This window comes from Cytobacillus sp. Bva_UNVM-123 (assembly GCF_046351715.2).
Classification (GTDB): Bacteria; Bacillota; Bacilli; order Bacillales; family Cytobacillaceae; genus Cytobacillus.
The window spans coordinates 2,581,093-2,605,142 of record NZ_CM177772.1; the positions used below are offsets into that span (position 1 = coordinate 2,581,093).

At 35.0% G+C, this 24,050-nt stretch carries 18 protein-coding genes and 3 pseudogenes; 4 read left to right on the forward strand and 17 right to left on the reverse strand.

What is annotated here, in order from left to right; all coding sequences use genetic code 11:
- Positions 1-57: 57 nt before the first annotated feature.
- Positions 58-1,368 (forward strand): nucleotide sugar dehydrogenase, encoded by a 1,311-nt coding sequence (locus KDN24_RS12885; protein ID WP_409973855.1) that lies wholly within the window; start codon positions 58-60, stop codon positions 1,366-1,368.
- 143 nt (positions 1,369-1,511) lie between these two features.
- On the opposite strand, the gene KDN24_RS12890 is transcribed toward KDN24_RS12885, so the two are convergent.
- From KDN24_RS12890 to KDN24_RS12940, 11 genes and pseudogenes are all read right to left on the reverse strand, one after another.
- A complete protein-coding gene (locus tag KDN24_RS12890) occupies positions 1,512-2,039 on the reverse strand; it encodes a thiol-disulfide oxidoreductase ResA (RefSeq protein ID WP_409973854.1) in 528 nt (175 codons plus the stop codon).
- An 89-nt stretch (positions 2,040-2,128) separates the two neighbouring features.
- Positions 2,129-2,242, reverse strand: a pseudogene (locus KDN24_RS12895) (cytochrome c biogenesis protein CcdA); the annotation flags it as partial.
- Between the two features lie 284 nt (positions 2,243-2,526).
- Positions 2,527-4,881: a heavy metal translocating P-type ATPase gene (locus KDN24_RS12900; protein ID WP_409973853.1), complete on the reverse strand. Its 2,355-nt coding sequence runs from the start codon at positions 4,879-4,881 to the stop codon at positions 2,527-2,529.
- Between the two features lie 323 nt (positions 4,882-5,204).
- Positions 5,205-5,543, reverse strand: a complete 339-nt coding sequence (locus KDN24_RS12905; RefSeq protein WP_409973852.1) for an ArsR/SmtB family transcription factor — start codon at positions 5,541-5,543, stop codon at positions 5,205-5,207.
- Between the two features lie 385 nt (positions 5,544-5,928).
- Positions 5,929-6,129: a hypothetical protein gene (locus KDN24_RS12910; RefSeq protein WP_409973851.1), complete on the reverse strand. Its 201-nt coding sequence runs from the start codon at positions 6,127-6,129 to the stop codon at positions 5,929-5,931.
- 77 nt (positions 6,130-6,206) lie between these two features.
- Positions 6,207-6,650 carry a GNAT family N-acetyltransferase gene (locus KDN24_RS12915; protein ID WP_409973850.1) on the reverse strand — a complete coding sequence of 148 codons (444 nt, stop codon included), beginning with the start codon at positions 6,648-6,650 and terminating at the stop codon, positions 6,207-6,209.
- A gap of 49 nt (positions 6,651-6,699) precedes the next feature.
- Positions 6,700-7,611, reverse strand: a complete 912-nt coding sequence (locus KDN24_RS12920) for a GNAT family N-acetyltransferase (protein ID WP_409973849.1) — start codon at positions 7,609-7,611, stop codon at positions 6,700-6,702.
- Between the two features lie 86 nt (positions 7,612-7,697).
- Positions 7,698-8,681: a phosphotransferase enzyme family protein gene (locus KDN24_RS12925; RefSeq protein ID WP_409973848.1), complete on the reverse strand. Its 984-nt coding sequence runs from the start codon at positions 8,679-8,681 to the stop codon at positions 7,698-7,700.
- A gap of 452 nt (positions 8,682-9,133) precedes the next feature.
- Positions 9,134-9,706 carry a GNAT family N-acetyltransferase gene (locus KDN24_RS12930; RefSeq protein WP_491348453.1) on the reverse strand — a complete coding sequence of 191 codons (573 nt, stop codon included), beginning with the start codon at positions 9,704-9,706 and terminating at the stop codon, positions 9,134-9,136.
- A gap of 18 nt (positions 9,707-9,724) precedes the next feature.
- Positions 9,725-9,862: pseudogene (locus tag KDN24_RS12935) on the reverse strand (GyrI-like domain-containing protein); the annotation flags it as partial.
- Positions 9,863-9,960: 98 nt separating this feature from the next.
- Positions 9,961-11,076, reverse strand: a complete 1,116-nt coding sequence (locus KDN24_RS12940) for a DegT/DnrJ/EryC1/StrS family aminotransferase (RefSeq protein WP_409973846.1) — start codon at positions 11,074-11,076, stop codon at positions 9,961-9,963.
- A gap of 283 nt (positions 11,077-11,359) precedes the next feature.
- Between KDN24_RS12940 and KDN24_RS12945 the strand changes: the two genes are divergently transcribed.
- Positions 11,360-12,229 carry a LysR family transcriptional regulator gene (locus tag KDN24_RS12945; RefSeq protein WP_409973907.1) on the forward strand — a complete coding sequence of 290 codons (870 nt, stop codon included), beginning with the start codon at positions 11,360-11,362 and terminating at the stop codon, positions 12,227-12,229.
- Positions 12,230-12,266: 37 nt separating this feature from the next.
- Here KDN24_RS12945 and KDN24_RS12950 read toward each other — a convergent pair whose 3' ends face one another.
- Positions 12,267-13,487 carry a cysteine desulfurase gene (locus KDN24_RS12950; protein WP_409973845.1) on the reverse strand — a complete coding sequence of 407 codons (1,221 nt, stop codon included), beginning with the start codon at positions 13,485-13,487 and terminating at the stop codon, positions 12,267-12,269.
- A 286-nt stretch (positions 13,488-13,773) separates the two neighbouring features.
- Here KDN24_RS12950 and hemL point away from each other — a divergent pair, with 286 nt between their 5' ends.
- On the forward strand, positions 13,774-15,072 hold the full coding sequence (gene hemL, locus KDN24_RS12955) for a glutamate-1-semialdehyde 2,1-aminomutase (RefSeq protein WP_409973844.1): 1,299 nt from the start codon (positions 13,774-13,776) through the stop codon (positions 15,070-15,072).
- A gap of 247 nt (positions 15,073-15,319) precedes the next feature.
- Here the strand turns inward: hemL and KDN24_RS12960 are convergent, their stop codons facing one another.
- Together KDN24_RS12960 and KDN24_RS12965 are read right to left on the reverse strand one after the other, a co-directional pair.
- Entirely contained in the window at positions 15,320-15,799 is a 480-nt protein-coding gene (locus tag KDN24_RS12960) for a staygreen family protein (protein ID WP_409973843.1), read from the reverse strand.
- 81 nt (positions 15,800-15,880) lie between these two features.
- Positions 15,881-16,660 (reverse strand): YybI family spore inner coat protein, encoded by a 780-nt coding sequence (locus tag KDN24_RS12965; RefSeq protein WP_409973842.1) that lies wholly within the window; start codon positions 16,658-16,660, stop codon positions 15,881-15,883.
- Between the two features lie 661 nt (positions 16,661-17,321).
- Between KDN24_RS12965 and KDN24_RS12970 the strand changes: the two genes are divergently transcribed.
- Positions 17,322-19,040 carry a glycoside hydrolase family protein gene (locus KDN24_RS12970; protein ID WP_491348037.1) on the forward strand — a complete coding sequence of 573 codons (1,719 nt, stop codon included), beginning with the start codon at positions 17,322-17,324 and terminating at the stop codon, positions 19,038-19,040.
- Positions 19,041-19,070: 30 nt separating this feature from the next.
- Here KDN24_RS12970 and KDN24_RS12975 read toward each other — a convergent pair.
- The 3 genes and pseudogenes from KDN24_RS12975 to parE form a co-directional block, all read right to left on the reverse strand.
- Positions 19,071-19,531, reverse strand: a pseudogene (locus KDN24_RS12975) (IS66 family transposase); the annotation flags it as partial.
- Between the two features lie 26 nt (positions 19,532-19,557).
- The gene (gene parC, locus KDN24_RS12980) at positions 19,558-22,005 is read right to left on the reverse strand and encodes a DNA topoisomerase IV subunit A (protein WP_409973839.1); all 2,448 of its coding nucleotides are present in this window, start codon (positions 22,003-22,005) and stop codon (positions 19,558-19,560) included.
- Positions 22,005-23,981, reverse strand: a complete 1,977-nt coding sequence (parE, locus tag KDN24_RS12985) for a DNA topoisomerase IV subunit B (RefSeq protein WP_409973838.1) — start codon at positions 23,979-23,981, stop codon at positions 22,005-22,007. The genes parC and parE overlap by 1 nt, the downstream gene beginning before the upstream one ends.
- Between the last annotated feature and the right edge of the window lie 69 nt (positions 23,982-24,050).

Here is a 24,050-nt window from a genome sequence, read left to right on the forward strand (position 1 = left end):
CTGCACATATTTTAATATGGTAAATATTTTTAATAACGACGAGAGGAGTATAGATGGTTGGACAAGCATGATTCACAAAGGATAAAAGATAAAATTGCTGTTATTGGCTTAGGGTATGTAGGACTTCCTTTATCTGTCTTTCTCGCGAAAAAAGGGTTTCTTGTAACGGGAATTGATAAGGATGTTAGTAAAATCACTATGCTTCAAAATTCAAAAAGCTATATTGGAGATATCGATGATCTGACGTTAAAGAAGGTAATAGACTGTGGACATTTCCATGCAACAACAAACTTTGAGGATATAAAAGACGCTTCCACTATTATTATTTGTGTACCTACACCACTTTCAAAAAGAAAAACACCTGATTTAAGCTTTGTCATGAGCGCAGGAAAGGAAATTCAAAAGCAGCTGCAAAAAGGGCAGCTTGTTATTTTAGAAAGTTCAACTTTTCCAGGGACTACAAAGGAAGTATTATTGCCTATTCTTGAACAAAGTGGACTGCATGCAGGCATAGATTTTTTCCTAGCAAATTCTCCTGAAAGAATTGATCCTGGTAATGATAAATATCGAATTGAAGATATTCCGAAGGTTATCGGGGGGGTGACAAAGAAGTGCACGGAGAAGGCAGAGTCTCTTTACGGGAAAGTATATCGAGAGGTCATTCCCGTTTCCTCAACGGAAGCAGCTGAATTAACCAAGCTCCTTGAAAACACCTTCCGTTTTGTTAATATTTCATTTGTCAATGAGATGGCCATTCTATGTGATCAATTAAAGATTGATTTCTGGGAAGTAGTCGATGCTGCTTCTACAAAGCCTTATGGATTTAGCCCGTTTTATCCAGGTCCTGGGATAGGAGGGCATTGTATTCCAGTTGATCCTTTATATCTACAATGGAAACTGCAGCAAATGGAGATGAGCAGTGAATTTATCACCTTATCCGATCGTACAAACGAAAAAATGATTGACTATATCGTTGGTCGTACTGAAGAGCTTTTACATTCTATGCAATCCATTTCATCGGCAAAGATTCTTATATACGGAATCACATATAAAAGAGATGTAGCGGATACACGCGATTCTCCTGCCGTAAAGATAATAAATAAGTTCAAACAAAAGGGGGCCTACGTCATCTATCATGACCCCTATATTCCATCCATAACTATTGAAGACCATATATTTACAAATACAGAATTGACAGAACAAGTGTTAAATGAGATGGATTGTGTGATTATATTAACAGACCATTCTATCATTCCACTAGACAAAATCCTACGACATGCCACTCTTGTTTTTGACACAAGAAATGTCACAAAAAGACAGCAAGGTACCTCCCGAGTAGTTCGCCTCGGTGAAGGAACAGATTTATAAAATTAATTTTACTATCTTGGTTTCCAGCGTAATGTAGAAAATATCCAGAAACAGACCTTACAAAAAAACTAGTAACATCCTTTTAAGTTGTTACTAGTTTTTTGTAATACTATGAAAGTTGCAGTTGCCACTCCATATCCCTACTATTGAGGTTTAATGCTCTCCATCATTTTTATAATTCGCTCCTCAGAAAGCTCGCCTGTTTCTATAGCTATAATCGTTCCTGAAGGATCGATCAACATCGTCGTTGGCAAAGGGTTAATATTGTATAAGGTCATTACATCTCTATTGGTGTCTTTAAGGATAGGAAAAACAAGCTTATGTTTTTCAACAAATTTATTTATAGAAAAGTCCGGCTCCCCTACATTTATGGCCAAAATTTCCACACCTTGATCCTTATATCCTTTATACTGATTATTCATATAGGGCATCTCCCTTTCGCACGGCTTACACCATGTTCCCCAAAAGTTCAAGAACACTCCCTTGCCTTCATATTCTGATAGCTGATGTTTGTTGCCATTTATATCAGAAAGGAGAAAATCCGGTGCTTTATCTCCAATCGCTAAATTACCTACTTTATCCTTTGTAAAATTGGCATATAGTGTATAGCTGATTGCAGCAATCATTATAACCAAAATCACACTTCTGATGATAAGTCGTTTCTTCTTCATATTCCTTCCTCCAAATAAAAGTAAATATATGTATCCTAGTATTAAAATCCAGTGAATCCTCCAAACAATGGGATTAATATAGAAATAAGAATTGTCATCCCAGTTATATAGGAGAGAAAGACAGGATAAAGTGGTAGAGCACAAGGTGAGATAAATGATAAAAAGCCTGCTCCAAATGCTAACAAAAGATTAATCTGCTCCAAATATTGCACCTACTCTTATAGTGTTTTAAATATACGTACTGTAAATATAGGAAATGATTGTCAAGAAACTATGCAGTTTTGGATAAATCTCACAAAAGACACAAAGTATTCATAAATTCATCATAAAAAATAGATTGAGAAAGGAATCATTTTTGTTCAAAGGGTTAAAATATGCATAAAAATAAAGAGAAAGAGAGAATCTAATAAAATAAGATTCTCCCCTTCTCTTATCATCCTGGAATCACAAAACACTGCACCAATTCATAAGTTGAAAGCATCATGCCTTAAGATAAACGATCAACTTTTAATACACGCATTGCATTTAGTACTGCAATTAAGGTCACACCAACATCCGAAATAATGGCTTCCCACATGGTTGCAAGACCATATGCACCTAATATTAAGACAACCCCTTTAATAGAAAGGGAAAATATAATATTTTGCCAAACAATTCTACGCGTGCGTTTTGCGATTTTAATAGCTGTGACAATTTTTGAAGGTTCATCAGTCATAATGACAACATCTGCTGCTTCAATGGCTGCATCTGAACCTAATCCCCCCATTGCAATACCAATATCCGCTCTTGCTAATACAGGTGTATCATTAATCCCATCACCGACAAAGATAAGCTTTTCATTTTTCAACTTATGACTGTCCAGCCGCTCTATTTGCTCCACTTTTTCGTGCGGCAGCAATTCGGCACAAACTTCATCTAATCCCAATGTATGCCCGACTTTTTCTCCTACCTGTTTCGCATCACCTGTCAGCATAACGGTCTTTTTTATACCTATTGCCTTTAATTCTTCAATCGCCTTTTTAGAGTCTTCCTTTACTTCATCCGCAATAACAATATACCCCGCATATTTTCCATCTACTGCTAGATGCACCACTGTTCCGATGACATCTTCTTCTTTAAAGGAAATAGCTTCTTTGTTCATTAACTTTTTGTTTCCGGCTAGAATCGTTTTTCCGTTAGCTTTGATTTTGATTCCATGACCAGCGATTTCATCATATTGGTCAATTTTTTCTTTTTCAATCTCTTTTCCATACGCTGCTAAAATCGATTGAGCAATAGGATGGTTCGAGTAACTTTCAGCAAGTGCTGCGTATTCCAACAAGCTTTCCTTCGTTACATCCCCTTCAGGAGAAATGTCTGTCACTTTAAAAACACCTTTTGTTAATGTTCCCGTTTTATCAAATACCACATATTTCACACTATTTAAAGCTTCTAAATAATTGCTGCCTTTTACGAGAATTCCACTTCTAGATGCACCGCCAATTCCACCAAAAAATCCAAGAGGAATAGAAACAACCAGTGCACACGGACAAGAAATAACTAAGAAAACAAGCGCTCGATATACCCAGTCAGAAAATAATGCACCTTCAATCATAAGTGGCGGAATGATTGCAAGCATAGCTGCAATCATAACTACAACAGGAGTGTAGTAACGGGCGAATTTTGTAATAAAGTTCTCTGTCGGCGCTTTACGGCTGCTTGCGTTTTGAACTAAGTCTAGAATTTTGGCTACAGTTGATTCACTATATGCTTTAGTGACCTGAATGGACAAAACACCATTCGAATTCACAAAGCCGCTTAAAACTTCACTACCTGCCTCAACCTCTCTTGGAACTGACTCACCTGTCAAAGCAGAAGTATCAACCATCGAATTTCCTTCAGTAACCATCCCATCGAGCGGTATTTTCTCTCCAGGTTTTACTATAATAAGATCGCCTACATTAACTTCCTCTGGTGAAACTTTCTTCGTTTCATTCCCAACTTTTAAGGTAGCATACTCTGGACGAATATCCATTAAATCACTAATTGATTTTCGTGAACGATTAACGGCTATACTTTGAAATAATTCTCCAACCTGGTAAAATAGCATAACAGCAATTCCTTCAGGATATTGCCCGATAGCAAATGCACCAATTGTTGCTATGGACATTAAGAAGTTTTCATCAAATACCTGTCCGCGTACAATATTCTTCCCTGCTCTTATTAAAATATCACCACCAACTAATAAGTAAGAAATTAAAAAGAGAGGAATTTCAATAGCCGCCCCAAGATTAAAAATTAACGCGATTGCTCCTAAAATGAAACCCACTGAGAGCCTAGTAATCAACTTTTTCAAGCCTAAGCCTTGTTTTTCGTCCACTATCGAATTTTGTTCTAGTATAACTTCAATGTCTGGTTCAATCTTTGGAATGCTAATGGATACTTCCCTTACAATTTTTTGAAGTGTATTTGAGTTTGACGCTTCAATCATAAGCTTTTTTGAAACAAAATCTACAGATGCTACAGTCACACCGTCCACGCTATTTACATGCTTTTCAATTTTTGCTGCACAATTAGCGCAATCAAGTCCTTGTAAAAATAATACCTGTTTCGTACTGGAACCATTTGCTTTATCATTAATCCGAATATCTGGTTCCAATTTATTAATTAGTGATTTTGCTTCATCGACAATTGACTCGTTTTTTGTACTTGCAGTTTCTATTGTTAATGTTTTTGTTACAAAGTTAACTGAACATGCCTCAACTCCATTTATTGTCTTGACATTGTTTTCAATTTTAGCTGCACATGAGGCACAATCAAGACCTTCAAGTACAAGTTCTTTTCTTATCGCTTTTGCTCCCATCTTATCACCTGGTTTTCTTGATATTTTTAAATATCCTTTCTTGTTATTTTCCAAACAAGTTCAAGCAAGCATGAAAATCATATATATGAACATCTACACATATATATTTTATCATATGCTGCTTCCGCCATGATGTACCTCATAGAAGTAAAAAATTTCATTAAGCTTTTCAATAATATGAATATGTGCTCATATAAAGATTATATACTCAACCTAGTTTTCTGTCAATTTCAATTTTCTAATTCTCTTATTTGCATAATATCTTTTTACATAAAATAGACATAAAAAAAGAAGCTTGTTATTATAAGCTCCTACAAAAAATATTAATGATGTCTTGCATGGTCAATCGTTTGTTTTAGAATATCCATCACATGATCATCATCACATGAATAGATCATGGTTGTCCCTTCACGACGGAATTTAACGAGTCGCAAGTTTTTTAAAAATCTTAATTGGTGTGAAACAGTAGATTGGAGCATATGCAAGTTTTCAGCTATTTCATTAACAGAGTGCTGTTTTTGAGATAATAAATAAAGAATTCTAATTCTTGTTGGGTCTGATAAAGCCTTAAAGGTTTGCGACACAATAAAAAGCGTTTCTTCGTCCAATGAACTTATTTGCTTATTTATCTTGCTCATCTCTTGTTCTTCATTATATTCCATAAGTCACCTCGGATTAAATTATTCTCCTTCATTATTATAACATGGAAAACCGACCTCAATTTGGATTTAGGTAGGTTAAATATCATAATGGTATATAAGAAAGATAGGGCATTATCTATAATATTTCTCTATTCGAATAGTCAAACCATACCCATCGAACAGGAGAAACGGTAATGGAGTCAGGTCATTATATAGATGCAGATGGTGAACATGTAGCTCTTCAGCAAGGAGAGAAGTTTCCGAGTTGCCCTAAAACAGGGGAATCAATCACTTGGTCCCATGAGCAGTAAGATTGGAAAGTCCTTTTAGCAAAAATGGCTTAGAGTAAGCAGCTAAGCCATTTTTTAAATATAAGAAGTAACTACTCCTTTTTCGATGGCATTTGTCAGCCACCTTCTATACAAGTTGCAGTGGAACTACCCACAACCAAATTTAATTCTCGAAGCAATGATGGTAATTGTTCGTTTCCAATTAAGGTTTCCAATGATTGTTTAATAAGAGGTACATTATACTTTTTGAAAACAGCTGCAGTTTCGACCCATACATCGACAATTGCTTCTGGAGACATATTAGATTGTATGACCATTTTCAGTCCTCCTTCTAAAGGCGTGGTACAAATACTATCACCGAAACGCCAATTAGCATCTTTTTTAATAGATTTTTTTAAATTAGAGTCTTCACCATCGTATAATAGCTGCTTCCAGGAGGATAATCCTTGATTTCGCCTACGACTTTATAGCCTTTTAATTCATAAAAAGTACGTGCTTGAAATTCAAAGGTAGTTAATAGTGCCTTCTTTGCTCCTTTTTCTCGCGCAATTTTCTCAGTTTTATCAAGTAAAAGTCCACCTAAACCATGACCTCTTAATTCATTACAAATCCAAAAATCATTTATTTCAACCCAATCCCAATATACGTCTGCATTTATTCCACCGATCCATGTTTCATTTTCATCAGTTATGATAATATTTATAGGTTGAATATACCCTTTTTCTCTCGCATTTTTATGGTGAATGGAATGCTCATTGTTAAATTCTTTTATCTTTGTATTCAAAAAGGTAGCAAATTTATCATTACTCTCTAATAAAACTATAATATTATAATTCATGCTCTTTCCCCCTGCTTAATATGAATGGAAACCCCTTGCCTTAACTCCATTAAAATTCAGATGTTAATGGCATCATGAAGAAGCCTTTTTCTAATTGAAATAAACCTCTTGCCATTAACGTGTTTTCAGTTTTAAATTCTATTGCCATTATATCGTCGAGAGCAAATGAATCTGGATTAAAATAAAATTCTATTGAATGGAAGTTGTATGGAATACAAGAACACACTTCTTCTAATGAAGGTATTGATTCCCCTATGACATCATACATCCGTAAAATTCCATCCTGAACTTCAAATACAATAATTAATTTTAACTCCTCAATAAAGTAAAGTCTTTCATATATCCAAGGATCATATAAATTAAAGTAAAGACACTCCAAATAAGAAAGTGGAGCAAAAACAGTTGATAAATGTTGTCTTTTTTTAAATACATCAGCTAACATTTTTAAATGAATTGAGTCAGTTAAAGGTTCTAACTTTCTTAAAGAATATTTTTGTTTAATAGATTGTTGATTAAATTCCTTTTTAAAGTAATATTGTTTAACTTCCTTAAAGCCGAATGGTGTATATAGTTGAGGGCTGCTTGTAAATAAAAAAGCACCTTCAGACGTATGATCAATATCATTCAACATCTTTTGGACCAATACTTTCATTAGGCCATTTTTTCGATAATCAGGATCTGTCATGACTGATTGAATCCCCATACAATTCTTTAACTCTCCATTTATAATCATAGCGAGTGGAAAAGCAGAAACGTTTGCTACAGCCTTGTCACCATTAAAGTACGTATATGGAATATAATTGTCGTTCCAAAGGCCCTTGTTGGAAAAATCCCGAAGTGTGCCTGAGTGAATGCCAAACACGCTTTCAAATAGATGATATAATTTTTCACGCTCCGTCACATCACTAGAGTAATTAGTTTTATATGATAGATTATTTAAATCTATTCTTTTAATTGTCATCACCTTCTCCTTCCCTAGTGTCTTCAATCGTATTTATTTTCAACTTCTGTAAGCAATCTTCTTTTCAAATTTCGCTGAAAGCTTTCTTATAATTCCATTCCAAAGGAAGAAGATTCATTTTTCATTGCCACAATTAAATTCTTTCTCAAATCTACTAGCCATTGTGGCTCATGGTCCCATATATCTTCTACTGATCTTAATACGCGTACATACCCGTACAAATTTGCAAATCGCCTACAAGCTGGTATTAATGACATCATATCATCGGAGAACTCAAATTCAGTGTGATATCCGTTCAAAAAGCATTGTTTTTTCTGCTGAAACATTTCAGGCAGAATACAATCTTGCAAACTATTTAATGCTTGTTCTATATCCATCACATACCAGTGATACATGGCATCGTCAAAATCAATAATGTTACAAGATTTAGACTCTTCATCATAAAATACATTATCGTATTCAAAATCATAATGAATCAGTCCAAATTTGTTTTTTGCCATAGGAATAGAGTTAAAATAATCTTGTAATAACTTCGTTTCCATCAAAGCTGATTTTTCATGTGGAAAATCAACTAGAATATGATGAATCCAATTTAACACGTCATTATATGACCACCGCTTGTTTTTCGTAGGATTGTACTCACTAGAAAACTGATGAAGCCTTCCTAGTGCTTTTCCATAACTGAAAATAACGACATCACTTAAATCAGTCTGATTGAGCTGTACACCTTTTACACGTTTAAAAACAGAAGCAAAGTACTCTCCCCAGGGCGTTTGTATTTCGACAAGTTCTTCTCCTTTCTTTGACGCAACTGTTTCTAAAACTCCATAATTCTTAGACTGCAAGTATGATATAAATTCAAGCTCTGCCAAAATGTTTTCACGACATTTTTCAGACTTTGGCGAAAATCTTAATAGCTGTGTCTTGCCTTGCGTTTGAAATGGATAAATAGCATTTGAAGAGATTCTGTAATACTTAAACATATCAAGCGATTGTTTATCAAATGCCCAATTGTTTAATAACATTTCTGCTAAATCTACATTGTTAAAGAGATATTTTAATTTCAACAAAACCCGACAACTCCTTATTTACTTTTTTATTAATTTTCACTCGTATTTAAACTTACCTCCAGTCATAAATATGAGAAGACTGCCGGAATTTATATTTAAACTAGAGCATTTATCTTCCAAATAAAAAAGCCACAAGGTAAATAAAATAACCTTGTGGCTCCACATTCCGTTCTTTTTTAGAAAGTCAATGCTCCATTGCCCAACTTTTTTAATCATGAATTCAAATACATTAATTTTTTCTTCCGCTTGAGTGAGAGGCAATAAATATAAATTCCAAGGTTATCTTCATTAAATTAGTCATTGCTTATTCTCACTCCCTTCCTTAATCGTAAGAAAATTATACCATAAAATAGTAATAAATCAATAGATTGACAGAAACATAAAGCAGTTTTTTGGAAATACTGTCCTTTATCGTTATATTTTATGTCTCCATTCAATTAAAAGTTTTTATTTTATTCGTATATATAATCCTTTTTAAGAATACCGTATATTTCTAAATCGACGATTCCTTTACCAGACCAAAGAGTCGCTTGTCTTAACAAGCCTTCTTTGCAAAAACCATTCTTTAAGAGGACTTTTTTGGATACATCATTCGCAGGCATGACCTCCGCTTGAATTCGGTTTACATGTACTTCTAGAAATAAAAATTTTACGAGTAGACGAACAGATTCCGTTGCAAGGCCCTTGCCCCAATAGTCTTCTGCTAAAAAATATCCGATCGTAACCATATCCACTTTTTGGTTAAAATCCATTGCTTCAATCATTCCTACTAATTTATCACTTTGATTTTTTTGAAAGATTCCCCACTTAATTCTACTTTTTTTACGGAAATCCCTATCAAAATGACCGATCATTTTGCTTACTGTTTGTATATTATGTTTAGGAATGATCCCGCAATATTCAAATACATTTTCGTTATCATAGATTGTATAAACGTCCTGCAAATGTACTTCTTCAATTTTTTTTAAGAGAATGGTCGTAGATTCTAATATTGGGAAATCGCTAAAGACCTTTTCGTGATTCATTGCTATTCTCTCCTTTTGTTATACTTTAATGGGTATATAGAGCTTCATTTTCATTTCATTTGGAAATGTTGAATTTAACACATCCGTTACCTCAAAATCCAAACCGTCTGTTCTCTCATAATTTGAATTAGGCAGCCATGTTCCATAAATATACCTCTCATGAAAGTTTATACTACATGAGAACAATAAGAAAGACGGCTTTCATTGAATGTGAATGAAGCCGTCTATTCGTATATACATTGTTATTTTCTTAACTAATTCTTATGATAAAATTCTTTTAGTTTGCTTACAACATAATATTGCTCTTCCTCTGTTAACTCAGGGAACATTGGAAGTGAAATGGCTTCCTTTGCTGCTTTTTCGGTTTCAGGCAAATCTCCTTCTTTGTAGCCTAAGTCCTTAAAAACAGGCTGTAAGTGAAGAGGCATAGGATAATAAACGATCGTTTCGATGCCGTTTTCTTTTAAAAATTGGTGAAGTTCATCACGTTTTTGTACACGTATTGTGTATTGATGAAAGATATGAGAGCAATCATTACTTATAAAAGGAGTAACAATTTTCTCTCCTAGTTCTTCATTTAAAAGTTGAGTGTAGTTCATTGCTTTTTCACAGCGTTTTCTTGTCCATTCTTCCAAATATCGAAATTTCACATTTAAGATCGCTGCTTGAAGTTCATCAAGGCGACTATTATAACCTAGTACATGGTGGAAATACTTCGGTTTACTTCCGTGCGTGCGGAACATTGTCATTTTTTCTGCCAGCTCTGCATTGTCTGTTACGATCATTCCAGCGTCGCCATAAGCACCAAGATTTTTCGTTGGGAAGAAACTAAATGTAGTTGCTGTTCCTAGTTCTCCTGCCCTTTTTCCCTTGTACTCTGCGCCTATAGCTTGTGCAGCATCTTCGATAACAAATAATCCATATTTTTGGGCAATCTTATTAATGGGATCCATATTAGCCATTTGACCATATAAGTGGACCGGGATAATTGCTTTCGTCTTTTCTGTTACTGCTTCCTCTATTTTATTCGGATCAATATTAAATGTTTTTGGATCAATATCAACAAACACTGGCGTTGCACCAGCGCGAGCTACTGCTCCAGCAGTAGCAAAAAATGTGAACGAAGGTACAATCACTTCGTCGCCAGCCCCTACTCCACAAGCTTCTAGCGCAATATGAATGGCATCACTGCCATTTGCAACACCGACTCCATGTTTAACATTACAATAAGCAGCTACATCTTGTTCAATTTTTTTTACATTTGGTCCAAGGATATAATGAGCATTTAACATAACCATTTCTAGCGCTTCGTTTATTTCCTTTTTTATATTCAAATATTGTTCTTTTAGAGCAAACATAGGTACGTTCATTTTAACAGCCTCACTATCTGATTCATACTTAAGAATCAATCTTTTTTTATTCAAAATGTTCATACTCAAAAAATTCCATTCAATTTTAAAACCTACGCTTTTATTTTCAATTTTCGTTGTTATTCCCCCTGTAATGTACTATATTTCTTGTTTCCTTTACATTAATCAAGTATACTAACTAATACTTATTGTTCAATCTAATTATTAATATAATAATAATAGTTATTAACTATGGAATGAACTAGGGGGGACTTAATTGGAACTTAGACACTTAGAATATTTTATGGCCGTGTGTAAAGAATTACATTTTACAAGGGCTGCTGAAAGTTTAAATATTTCACAGCCATCATTAAGCCAACAAATCAAATTATTAGAGCATGAAGTTGGTATGCCACTTTTTGATCGCATAGGCAAAAAAACCGCCCTTACAGAAGCAGGACGGTTATTGCTCGTTTATGCCCATCGGATCTTTCACGAAATAGAACAAGCTCAAGCAGCTCTTAATGATTTAAATGGACTACAGCGAGGAAAACTCACCATTGGTTCTCTGCTTACTACCGTTAGTTACTTACTCCCTCCTACCATCATTAAGTTCAATAAGCTTTATCCAAATATTGAACTTGCTGTACATGGCTTACGCACTGGTGATATTCGTAAAGGACTCCTAGAAAACACGCTCGATTTAGGGGTTATGTTTTTGCCTGTAAAGGATGAAGAGCTTGAATCAGTTCCTTTGTTCAACGAAGAACTTTCTCTTGCTGTCCCCGTCGATTTACAAGTCGGAAATAATGATTCTATTAATTTAGCTGAATTATTAAACATGCGCACGATTTTACTTCCTAAAAACTATTACTTGAGAACATTGATTGATCATTATTGTAAAAATCTAGGTTTTTCTCTAAAGCCTGTTTTGGAATTAACCACAATGGAATCGATTATCCATATGGTATCCGAAGGGATAGGAGTAACGATTTTGCCAAGGCCATATTTAGAAGGCCTATATCATCATAAAATTAAAATAATCTCGATTAAAAATCCAACTCCTAATAGGGAAATCGGGATTATCTATAGAAAAGATAAATATATGTGTGCCTCAACAAGACAATTTATTGCTCAACTAACAGAAATTAGTACCATGATTAAAAGTAGTTAATATGCATTAATGCGTAAAATTCTTGCTGAATTCAATATTAAAAGCTCCGGAAGTATTTTTTTACTTTTTGAAGGACTTGAATAAAAACATCGATTTCCTCTTCAGTGTTATAAAGATAGAAACTAGCTCTTGCAGTAGCACTAACATTAAATCGTCTCATTAAAGGTTGACAACAATGATGTCCAGCCCTAATTGCTATGCCATCAACATCTAGAACAGTTGCTAAATCATGTGGATGGACATCTTGTAGGTTAAATGTAATCATCCCAACTCTGTCTTCGGTTGGCCCATAAATCGCTAATTCTTCTATTTCTTTCATTCGTGAAAGTGCATAATTTGTTAACTGCTTATCGTGTTTGGCGATTACTTCTACATCCATCTCATTTAAAAAATCGATTGCAGCACCTAAGCCAATTACACCCGCTATATTCGGTGTACCGGCTTCGAACTTCCATGGTGCTTCTTTCCACGTAGAATTATTTATGCCAACATAATTATTCATTTCGCCACCGAATTCAGTCGGCTCCATTTCTTCTAATAAATCCAGCTTCCCATATAAAAAACCAATTCCTGTAGGACCTAACATCTTGTGGCCAGAGCATACGAAAAAATCACAATTTAACTCTTGAACATCTATTTTCAAATGTGCTGCACTTTGAGCTCCATCTACTAATATTTTTGCTCCATATTGATGAGCGTGTTCGGAAATTTCCTTTATTGGATTTATTTTACCTAATACATTTGAAATATGAGATATGGCTAAAAGTTTTGTTTTAGACGAAATTGTTTGTTTTATATCATTAATCTCCATTGTTCCATCACTTTGAAGAGGGATATATTTAATGACAGCACCTGTGCTTTTAGCTACTTGTTGCCAAGGGATAAAATTGCTGTGATGCTCTGCTTCTGAAATAACAATCTCATCTCCTTCTTGACAAACTTTCATAGCATAGCTTTGAGCAACAAGATTGATACCTGAAGTAGTCCCTCTCGTAAAAATAATTTCTCGCTCTGAATTAGCATGAATAAAGTTGGCAATTTTTATCCGAGATCGCTCATACGCTTCAGTCGCTCTAACTCCCAAAGTATGAACGCCTCTATGAACATTAGCATTATAATTTGTATAGAAGTTTTGGATGGCTTCAATGACTGTAACGGGTTTTTGAGATGTGGCGGCACTATCAAAATAAATTAAAGGCTTACCATTTATTTGTTGTTCTAGTATTGGAAAATAGGATCTAACCTCTTTCATGATCATAACCACCTTTTTTATTTATCTTCATATTCAATTGCTCCTTAAATTTATGAATTAGCATCAAAATTAAGTGTAAGAGATCTTACAATTTTATCAATTCCAAATATCAAATGATAACAATAACTAATTACTATCGTTTTTACTGTGAAAGCACACTATTTAGTCATAGGAAAAACCTATCATTTACATAGTAAATATTAAATTGATCAATTCATTATTGTAGGTAAACTGACAATGTATGCTTTGTTCATTAAGGTTATAAAATGTTCTAGCTAACTAGGGGGTTAAAATGTTGCGTCAGAATAATTCAAAATATGCCTATCAAAAAGCAAAAGCGCTTCTCCCAGGCGGTGTTAATAGTCCAGTAAGATCTTTTAACGCAATTGGTATTTCACCTATTTTTATTGAAAGAGGAAAAGGTTCTAAAATTTATGATATAGATGGAAATGAATATATTGACTATATCCTTTCTTGGGGACCACTAATTCATGGACATTCAGATAACGATGTCAACCATGGATTGAAGGAAATGATTGAATGTGGAACAAGCTTTGGTCTATCTACTTTACAGGAGATCCAATTAGCAGAATTAGTTATGGAGCGAATCCCTTCAATTGAAAAAGTAAGAATGGTAAACTCGGGCACAGAGGCAACAATGAGTGCACTTCGTTTAGCACGTGGCTATACCGGTCGAAAATTAATCGTTAAATTTGAAGGCTGTTATCATGGACATAGTGATCACTTACTCGTCAAAGCTGGTTCTGGCGTCGCTACTTTAGGTCTTCCTGATAGTCCTGGAGTTCCAAAAGAAATCACACAAAACACAATATCTATCCCATACAATGATTTTGAGCTGCTTCGAGAAACATTCCATATCCATGGACAATCCATCGCAGCGGTCATTATTGAGCCATTTGCAGGAAATATGGCAGGCATTCCTGCCGAACGAGATTTTTTATTAGAATTACGATTATTAACAAATCAATATGGCGCTTTGCTCATATTTGATGAAGTAATGACAGGATTTAGACTAGACTACCATTCTGCTCAAGGCTATTATGGAATTTTGCCTGATTTAACATGTCTTGGGAAAATTATAGGTGGTGGACTTCCTGTAGGAGGATATGGTGGAAAGAAAGAAATCATGAATTTGATTGCCCCAGAAGGGCCAATATATCAAGCAGGTACATTATCTGGTAATCCATTAGCTATGTTAGCTGGGTATATTACAATTAATAAACTAAACAGTTCAAGCTATGAATATTTAAAGGTCATTGCTAGTAAATTGCTGTTAGGTTTATCGAAAGCAGCAAATAAATATCATATTCCTCACACCATTAATCAAGTAGGCACAATGATTGGTTTTTCATTTACTAACAATCCTTTGAAAAATTTCAATGATGCTAAAAACATTCATATAGACCTATTTAAAAGGTTTTATATTGAAATGCTAAATCAAGGCATTCTTCTTCCCCCATCACAGTATGAATGTTTTTTTGTTAGTACAGCCCACACAAATGAAGATATTGATCAAACGATTCATGCTGCTGAAAAAGCATTTGAAATAATTTCAAATGCTATGAACTAGTAAGAATAAGGCACAATAATAAAAAAAATGTATACAACTTTAGTTTACTTTCCTAAAGTTGTATACATAAAATAACTAATCTTGCTTGTACAGGCAAACATTATGTTACTTTTTTAATTAGTTTACATAATATTATTATCTTAAACTGAATTTAAATATTCTTCTCTTCATTTTCCATACGATTAAATTTTTTATTATTTAAGGAAACTACACATATTCTTATTCAGCAGCCTTTACTCCATTGCTTCTATGTTCCAACCGTTTCACTCATTCTATTTAAAAATTGTCGTGGTGTTCCATAGTAAATCATTTTATTGTATTCTTCATAATCTGATTGAAAATGAATATATATGGGTGAATCTAGCAGCCACGGATAGTGGGAAAAAAATGCTCGATCACCAAGCATCATGGCTACTAAAGCATTCTTAACTTCACGCTGAAAAATTAAAAAGCGTAATCTTGCATGTTGCTCATCGTATTCCCCATCACTAATATGCATTTTCCCACTTAAAACATATTGACCCATTTGTGGAATCCATTCAGCTAGTACTTCATCACGAACATTATTTTGAACCCCACTTTTGTCAAACTTGTAGCCGATAGATAATAGCATTTCTCCCGAGCTATTTGATTGTGAAAAAGTATATTTTCGATGATCAACTGGTCTAAATTCAGTTGTAGGAGGAATGTAAATTACATTTAGCTTCGAAGGATTAAATTTGTCCATTCAGAATAACCCCCTTCTCTAAAAGATATCAGTATTCCGATACCCTATTTTATGACTAGAACGAAAAAACGTGACAAACGTCTATTTTTTCTTTTTTTGCTTTTTTGACTTCATTTCTAATATTTTTGTATTCTTAAGGTTCCATTTCCCTTTTTCATATAACCATGTAGATTCAACTAATGCTATTCTATCTGCATGATATGCCCCGCTAATTGCTTGAATCCCCATTAATCCGAACTGTTTATTTGCATTTACTTGTATAGGTTTTAATATTGAATATGGATCAATCATTAATTCAGTTGGTTCACTTAACATCCCATCTTGATATAATCCTAACTTTTCATAGTCTGCCGCTCTATTTCTTAAATCAAACGTATATGATTGACCCGTATCCTCAATCGTTATACTTGCTTTATAATCATTTTGGAGCTGCCCATTAATGACTAGTGGATCTGGTACACCTAATTGTAATAACGTAAAATCTTTTAATGTATAAAGATGATGATTTGTAATCCCCCCACTACCACCAGTTTCGATTGAGATAAACATATCTACTACTCCATCATGATTTAAATCGATAAATTGAATTTTAGGGCTGTATCCATCATCTAACTCTACTTTATATAATTGACCGTTTGAAGCTTTTATTTCTAAATAAATTTCTTCTAGAAATTGTGTTCCTTCCTCATAAGGTACTCCTTTTATTGTAATAATATCTTCCTTTCCATCTCCTGTAACATCAAATTTATCTTCTGAAATTGTAATTAATTTCTTACTTTCCTCAACTGCATAAACATAAGTAATAGCTGATAAAGTTATAAAAATAAAGGTTGCTATCGCAAAAGGAATTTCTTTTTTCATTCATTATTGCCTCCTTAGATTTAACTACCGTTTTTTAGTTTACTACTTCAATTATGTCCAATTAAAAGGGAATTAATGTATATACAGAGCAATAATGGATATTAGAAAGTAAGCCCGAATTATAAAAAACAAGCGTACCGGAAATGTACGCATCACGAATAGCCGTGTTTGTAATGTAACGGAGACGATGGTTAATTATTGTTCCGGCATAGAAAAACACCTCCATTTATTTGGTACCAAAGAGGTGCTGTTAATTTATATGCGTTGTTTGAATGGGGGCTTACTACTAAAGTAACAAAACGCGACAACTGTATTGACAAACACCGTCCATATTACCTTTCCAAATGAACCAAACGGTGGACAATCGAATATATATATTAATAGAGTTAAGACAATATCTGTTTTGACAGTCGACGATGTATAAAATAGATCTGTATTTAACTCTAATACTTCTATTTAAATCGGAAACGCGATTACGAGAGGAGCGGGTTTGATTACAATCAATAGATTATATGCAGTTATTTAACCGAGTTTTATCATCAGAAGAAATTGCAAAGAACTACACAGTTGGTTCTGGATTTGTTTAGTCTCAATGAGTTTAGGAAGATAGAATAAGAAGAGAAAAAATAATCTTCTTATATCATGTAAATGGAGGACTCAAATGAATAATGTAGTTTCATTAAAGGACTATAATGTTATCCCTAATTCACAGGCAGAAGCCTCAAATAATCAAAAAAAAATTAATACAGCTATTGTAAACCTTGACGCAAAAGGTGGCGGAGTGTTAGTTGTCCCCGAAGGAACGTATTTTGTAAGCATCCCTAATCGTAGTGAAGCCATTATCATTATGCACAATATTACGTTAAGAGGGGAATCTAAACAAAAGTCAGTTATTCAATTTTTAGGACGAAACAGTCGATATTGGGCGGCTATTGTAATGGGAAATGATTCAAGGTTGGAAAATTTGACCCTTAAAGATGATAAAACAAATAATCAACAACCTTCTACGACTGGTACCACACATCAAGATAATCCTCAAGCTTTGATTGAAATTGCTGGTCTTCATAGTACAGTGGATGGGTGTGACTTATATAATAGTTCAACATGGTGCATCTATTCAGACGATAGTGCAAAAAATCCAAAGTCACGTCGTGATGATGTAACCATTCGGAATTGTAGGAACTATTGGGAAAAACGCTCCTATTATTCCACTCCATTTGATATTTCACAATTTTATATTAAAGTGGATGTCATGACGCTTGAAAAGAATGAGTTCTATACAGATGAACCTCTTTTAAGCCATACAGTATTTGACGTTAACGGTACTGTAATTACCATCCAAAACAACAAAGTATACAACTATGTACAAGCTGTTCTAATCGGTAGCTCGGATTGGGTGAACGACAAACCAACGCTTGAAAAAAACATTATTATCCGTGATAACATATTTGAAAAAATTAAAACAGGGATTATGATGTATCCTGATCTGAATGTCTCTTTGGAAAATATTTTAATCAATAACAACAAAATCATCCTAGACATCAACAAAAATAACGATGTGTGGGATAGTGCCGCAACCCTTACAGCAGGGATTACCGTATATCCAGAAAGTCATGGGAAAATTAATAATTTACGTATCGAAGGAAATCACATTGAATGGATAAGCAAGCCTGTGATACTAACGGAAATGGGTTTAATCGGAGGTATCAGCTTCTTTAATGGGATTGCGGGCGGTTTTGATTTAGAAGATTGCACTATTAGTAACAATACTATTAAAAACTTTCCATCCATGGGTATTTCAATTGGATCATATACAGTAGCAGTGGGCGTTTATAATACGAAAAATGTTAAAATCCTGAATAACACTTTGGTGGATAATGGTATTCATAAAGATATGAAAAACGGTAAAAATCCGGTAGACATGAAATATACTAATTACTATTTTACACATATTTTCGTGTTGCCATTGAATTTATCTAATATAGAAATTGCAAAAAACACATTTACAGACACAGGAAAGAACAATTTAAATGGAGTGCACTGGCTAACTCTTATGAATGACATACCACTTTATACGGTTAAAAAGTTACTCATTCAAGACAATATTTTAAAATCCTTTTCTAAAGAATTAGCATCAAATATATGGAATAAGATTAATTCTGAAATAGTCTTAAAAAACACAGAAAGTATAATAGGCGTTCCATCCATAGATCCTTTAGAATATGAGATGGTTTTTAAAAACTTTGAGGTAAGAACCGATGACCCAACAAGTCCACCTGTAGGAAAAGTGTGGTTAAGGAGCGACCTTGAGGATACAAAATACCCACTTAGGCTGATGACATCAAAAGGAATACGAGGAATTGAATATAAAATATTATAATTCAAGAATGCTTTGAGTCCATTTGCCCTGTTCAATGTGCTGGACCTTCTTCATTTTTGCCGGAATAAATGCTGTTTCTTCACGTACGATTGTACTGCCAATTTCAATCATTTGTCCTCGGCCACAATCACATTGTGTATTTTTCGGATGATAGTGAAATGCTTCCCTTCGATATCAACTCGTAAAGAATCATTTCGCTTTTTCTTTTGAATAATTCGAACAACAGTATAAGATATAGTCTGTTGGCTTTGTTCTTCTGTATGCTCAGATTCGTTAAAAGACGGGTCATCTTCAAATAATGAACCTTGCCCGTCTGGTACGTTATATTTCGTCTTTTCAGTTTTTGAACCGAATAATTTCTTAGTTAAATGACGCACTTGTTCGGTTAACGCTTCAACCTGCTTTAATAATTTTTTGTTTTGTTGGTTCGAATGAGCAAGTTGTTCTTCAATAATTTTAAACTTTCCTACTAGCCAAAAAAAGGCTCCCATTATAAAAATGAGAAACCTTTTAATCGTTATTCTTCAGACAAGCTATCCTCTTGTTTTTCTTCAATTTTCCAAACAGATGTTACTTTTCCACTTTCAGACTCATCAATGACAAAGGAACCATTTGAATAACGATCATTAAACCTAATGGTTGCCACGTTTGTTGAACTGATAACACCTTTTTCCGTCTCATAGTAAATGGTATCACTTTCACTAACAACAATTGTACCGACAACACGATGAGGATTAGCCTTCAATTCTCTTAACAATACGACTCCTCGTTTTGCACGCGTTGCTTTCTCAAATTCACTAAATTTCATTTTTTTAATCGCTCCACGCTGAGTCAAAATGACGACAGATTGTTCAAACTGATTTTCAATTACTTGTCCACCTGTAACAAAATCGCCATCTTTTAAATTTATTCCTTTAACACCAGCTGCCCTAATACCGACTATGCTTACTTCCTCTTCATGAAACCATAAAGCATAACCATAGTAGGTTGCTAAAAACAGCTCCTTTGACCCATTCGTTTCATGCACATCAATAACGTCATCGCCATCTTTAAGATTTACCGCAACAAGTGGCTTTGAGTAACGCTGTGCCTGATAATGTTTTAACTCTGTTTTCTTAACCATTCCAAACTTAGTGACAAACAATAAAAAGGACTCTTGTTCAAAATTTTTAACTGGAAGTGCTTTAATGATTGTTTCGTCTCCGTCAATTGGAATGATATTTGCAACATGCTGTCCAAGATCTTTCCAACGAATGTCTGGAAGCGTATGCACAGGACAATATAAATAGTTCCCTTTGTTTGTGAACAAGAGGAGAATATCTGTTGTATTCATATGTAACAATGAAAGGATACGATCAGAATCCTTCATACCGAAATCTTGACCGTTCGAGGCAGCATACGAACGAGGGCTTGTCCGCTTCACATAGCCTTCTTTCGTTACAGTTACGATTACATCTTCGCTAGCAACAAGTACTTCCAGATTAATTTTTATCTCTTCAATCTCATCTTCTATCTTTGTTCGACGTTCATCTAAGTATCTCTTCTTAACATCTTTCAATTCTTTTTGAATGACACTACGAAGCTTTTTCTCACTTGCTAGAATAGCCGTTAGGTCGGCAATTTTAGCTGCCAACTCCTCAGCCTCAGCGCGTAGTGCAGTAATATCTGTATTCGTTAAACGGTATAGCTGTAAAGATACAATTGCTTCAGCCTGGGGCTCAGTGAAGGAAAATTTCTTTATTAAATTATCCTTCGCATCTCGTTTATCTTTCGAAGCTCGAATCGCAGCAATCACTTCATCTAGAATCGAGAGGGCTTTCATTAATCCTTCAACAATATGTTGGCGGGCCTCTGCCTTTTCTAACTCGAAAGTAGATCTTTTTGTCACAACCTCTTTGCGATGATGGATATAAGCATCTAATAATTCGCGTAAGCCCATCAGCATGGGGTGTCGATTATGAATGGCCACCATATTAAAATTATATGTAACTTGTAAGTCGCTATTTTTATATAAATAATTGAGGACTCCATCCGGATCCGCGTCTTTTTTTAATTCAATAACAATTCGTAAACCTGTCCGATCTGTTTCATCTCTTACCTCTGAAATCCCTTCAAGTTTTCGATCTAAGCGAAATTCATCCATTTTTTTCACAAGATTTGCCTTATTTACTTCATAAGGAATTTCGGTGATGACAATTTGCTTTTTACCGCCGCGAACGGTTTCTACTTCAGCCTTCCCGCGAACGATGATTCTTCCTTTTCCTGTTTCATATGCTTTTTTAATCCCTTCGATCCCTTGAATAATCCCACCTGTTGGGAAATCAGGTCCCTTCACATAAGCCATTAAATCATCTACAGTACAAGTAGGGTTATCCATTCGGTGAATCACACCGTCAATCACTTCTCCTAGATGATGAGGCGGGATTTCAGTCGCATAACCTGCAGAAATTCCTGTTGAACCATTCACAAGCAAATTTGGGTACATAGCTGGAAGGACTGTCGGTTCATTTGATGTATCATCAAAGTTCGGAACGAAATCTACCGTTCTTTTCTCAATATCCTTTAAAAGCTCAGAAGATATTGCCGAAAGCCTTGCTTCAGTATAACGCATGGCAGCCGGAGGGTCACCATCAACACTACCGTTATTCCCATGCATTTCAACAAGAAGTTTACGAACCTTCCAATCCTGACTCATCCGTACCATCGCATCATAAACCGACGTATCTCCATGAGGATGATAGTTACCAATAACATTCCCGACTGTTTTCGCAGATTTTCTAAAGCCTTTATCATGGGTATTTCCTTCGACATGCATAGCGTATAGAATTCTGCGTTGAACTGGTTTCAATCCATCACGAGCATCAGGCAAGGCACGCTCTTGAATAATATATTTACTATAACGGCCAAATCGATCACCAAGAACATCTTCAAGAGGAAGATCGCGAAATTTTTCTGTTGGAGCCATCAATCAATCTCCTCCTCTAATACGGATAAATTTTCGTTTTCAAGTATACTGCTGTCTTCTTCTAGTCCGAATGCGACATTTGCCTCTATCCATTTTCTTCGTGGTTCAACCTTGTCACCCATCAAAGTAGTCACTCGGCGCTCTGCTCTTGCAGCATCATCAATTCGAACACGAATCAACGTTCGTGTTTCTGGGTCCATCGTTGTTTCCCAGAGCTGATCAGCATTCATTTCACCAAGACCTTTATATCGTTGAAGCATATACCCTTTACCTACTTTTTTCATCGCATCTTGTAGATCATCATCACTCCATGCATATTCAATAACTTCTTTTTTGCCAGAACCTCTGCTCACTTTGTATAGAGGTGGTAGTGCGATGAATACTTTTCCAGCATCAAGGAGTGGCTTCATATATCGATAGAAAAACGTAAGAAGGAGTACTTGAATATGTGCTCCATCAGTATCTGCATCTGTCATAATAATGACTTTATCATAATTAACGTCATCAAGATTAAAGTCTGAGCCTACACCAGCTCCGACAGCATGTATAATCGTATTTATCTCTTCATTCTTAAAAATATCTGCAAGCTTGGCTTTTTCAGTATTAATGACTTTACCTCGTAGTGGAAGTACAGCCTGGAAGCGGCGATCTCTTCCTTGCTTAGCAGAACCGCCGGCAGAGTCACCCTCGACAAGATATAATTCATTTTTCTGAGGATTTCTAGATTGAGCAGGTGTCAGCTTACCTGAAAGAACTGCTTCAGAGCGCTTTCTTTTCTTTCCGCTCCTCGCATCTTCACGTGCTTTTCGAGCAGCCTCTCTCGCTTGATAGGCTTTTATGGCCTTTTTTATTAAGAGCGAACTTGTATTCGGATTCTCTTCAAGAAAATAAGATAAATGCTCCGATACTACAGCATCAACTGCTGAGCGTGCTTCACTTGTACCTAGCTTTCCTTTTGTTTGTCCTTCAAACTGAAGAAGGTCCTCAGGAACACGTACAGACACGATGGCTGTAAAGCCTTCACGAATATCAGCTCCATCTAAATTTTTTTCTTTTTCTTTAAGAAGATTCACTTTACGAGCGTATTCATTAAAAACACGAGTAACCGCCGTCTTAGAACCGGCTTCATGTGTACCTCCGTCTTTTGTCCGAACATTATTTACAAATGAGAGCACATTTTCTGAATAACCATCATTAAATTGGAAGGCAAAATCAACTTCAATTTCATTGTTCTTTCCTTCAAAGCTAACGACAGGATGAAGGACATCTTTTTCCTCATTTAAATATTCAACAAATGCTTCTATTCCATTTTCATAATGAAAAATTTCTTGATTTCCACTTCGCTCATCAATGATTTCAATTTTCATTCCTTTTAAGAGGAATGCAGACTCCCGTAAACGTTCACAAAGAGTATCATAGTTATATGTAATCGTCGAAAAAATTGTTGTATCCGGCTTAAAATGAATCGTCGTGCCAGTCTGATTTGTTTTTCCGACTTTTTCTAAAGTTGTAACAGGTTTTCCACCTTTTTCAAATCGTTGTTCGAATATGATACCATCACGTTTAATTTTGACAACAAGCCATTCAGATAATGCATTAACAACTGAAGCACCAACACCATGGAGACCTCCACTCGTTTTGTATCCACCTTGACCAAACTTTCCACCTGCGTGTAGGACTGTAAAAATGACTTCAGGGGTTGGTTTGCCAATGCGGTGCATTCCTGTTGGCATGCCACGTCCTTTATCGATCACACTTATTGAATTATCTTTATGTATTTTGACAATGATATGTTCTCCGTAACCTGCTAATGCTTCATCAACAGCATTATCAACAATTTCATAAACAAGATGGTGGAGACCTCTTGCATCCGTACTGCCAATGTACATTCCCGGGCGTTTTCTAACTGCGTCTAACCCTTCAAGTACTTGTATGGCATCATCATTATAATCAAAAGCTTCTTGATTTCTTGCCACGAAAATTCCCCTTTCAATTACTACAGAAGACATTGCATTTATGTATAAGACACAAACATTCGTTCGTTA

Excerpts from the sequence above, each read along its gene's own strand:
- KDN24_RS12890 (WP_409973854.1), bottom strand. The coding sequence starts at position 2,039 with ATGAAGAAGAAACGACTTATCATCAGAAGTGTGATTTTGGTTATAATG.
- KDN24_RS12900 (WP_409973853.1), bottom strand. The coding sequence starts at position 4,881 with ATGGGAGCAAAAGCGATAAGAAAAGAACTTGTACTTGAAGGTCTTGAT.
- KDN24_RS12905 (WP_409973852.1), bottom strand. The coding sequence starts at position 5,543 with ATGGAATATAATGAAGAACAAGAGATGAGCAAGATAAATAAGCAAATA.
- KDN24_RS12910 (WP_409973851.1), bottom strand. The coding sequence starts at position 6,129 with ATGGTCATACAATCTAATATGTCTCCAGAAGCAATTGTCGATGTATGG.
- KDN24_RS12915 (WP_409973850.1), bottom strand. The coding sequence starts at position 6,650 with ATGAATTATAATATTATAGTTTTATTAGAGAGTAATGATAAATTTGCT.
- KDN24_RS12920 (WP_409973849.1), bottom strand. The coding sequence starts at position 7,611 with ATGACAATTAAAAGAATAGATTTAAATAATCTATCATATAAAACTAAT.
- KDN24_RS12930 (WP_491348453.1), bottom strand. The coding sequence starts at position 9,706 with ATGAATCACGAAAAGGTCTTTAGCGATTTCCCAATATTAGAATCTACG.
- KDN24_RS12940 (WP_409973846.1), bottom strand. The coding sequence starts at position 11,076 with ATGAACGTACCTATGTTTGCTCTAAAAGAACAATATTTGAATATAAAA.
- KDN24_RS12945 (WP_409973907.1), top strand. The coding sequence starts at position 11,360 with ATGGCCGTGTGTAAAGAATTACATTTTACAAGGGCTGCTGAAAGTTTA.
- KDN24_RS12950 (WP_409973845.1), bottom strand. The coding sequence starts at position 13,487 with ATGATCATGAAAGAGGTTAGATCCTATTTTCCAATACTAGAACAACAA.
- hemL (WP_409973844.1), top strand. The coding sequence starts at position 13,774 with ATGTTGCGTCAGAATAATTCAAAATATGCCTATCAAAAAGCAAAAGCG.
- KDN24_RS12960 (WP_409973843.1), bottom strand. The coding sequence starts at position 15,799 with ATGGACAAATTTAATCCTTCGAAGCTAAATGTAATTTACATTCCTCCT.
- KDN24_RS12965 (WP_409973842.1), bottom strand. The coding sequence starts at position 16,660 with ATGAAAAAAGAAATTCCTTTTGCGATAGCAACCTTTATTTTTATAACT.
- KDN24_RS12970 (WP_491348037.1), top strand. The coding sequence starts at position 17,322 with ATGAATAATGTAGTTTCATTAAAGGACTATAATGTTATCCCTAATTCA.
- parC (WP_409973839.1), bottom strand. The coding sequence starts at position 22,005 with ATGGCTCCAACAGAAAAATTTCGCGATCTTCCTCTTGAAGATGTTCTT.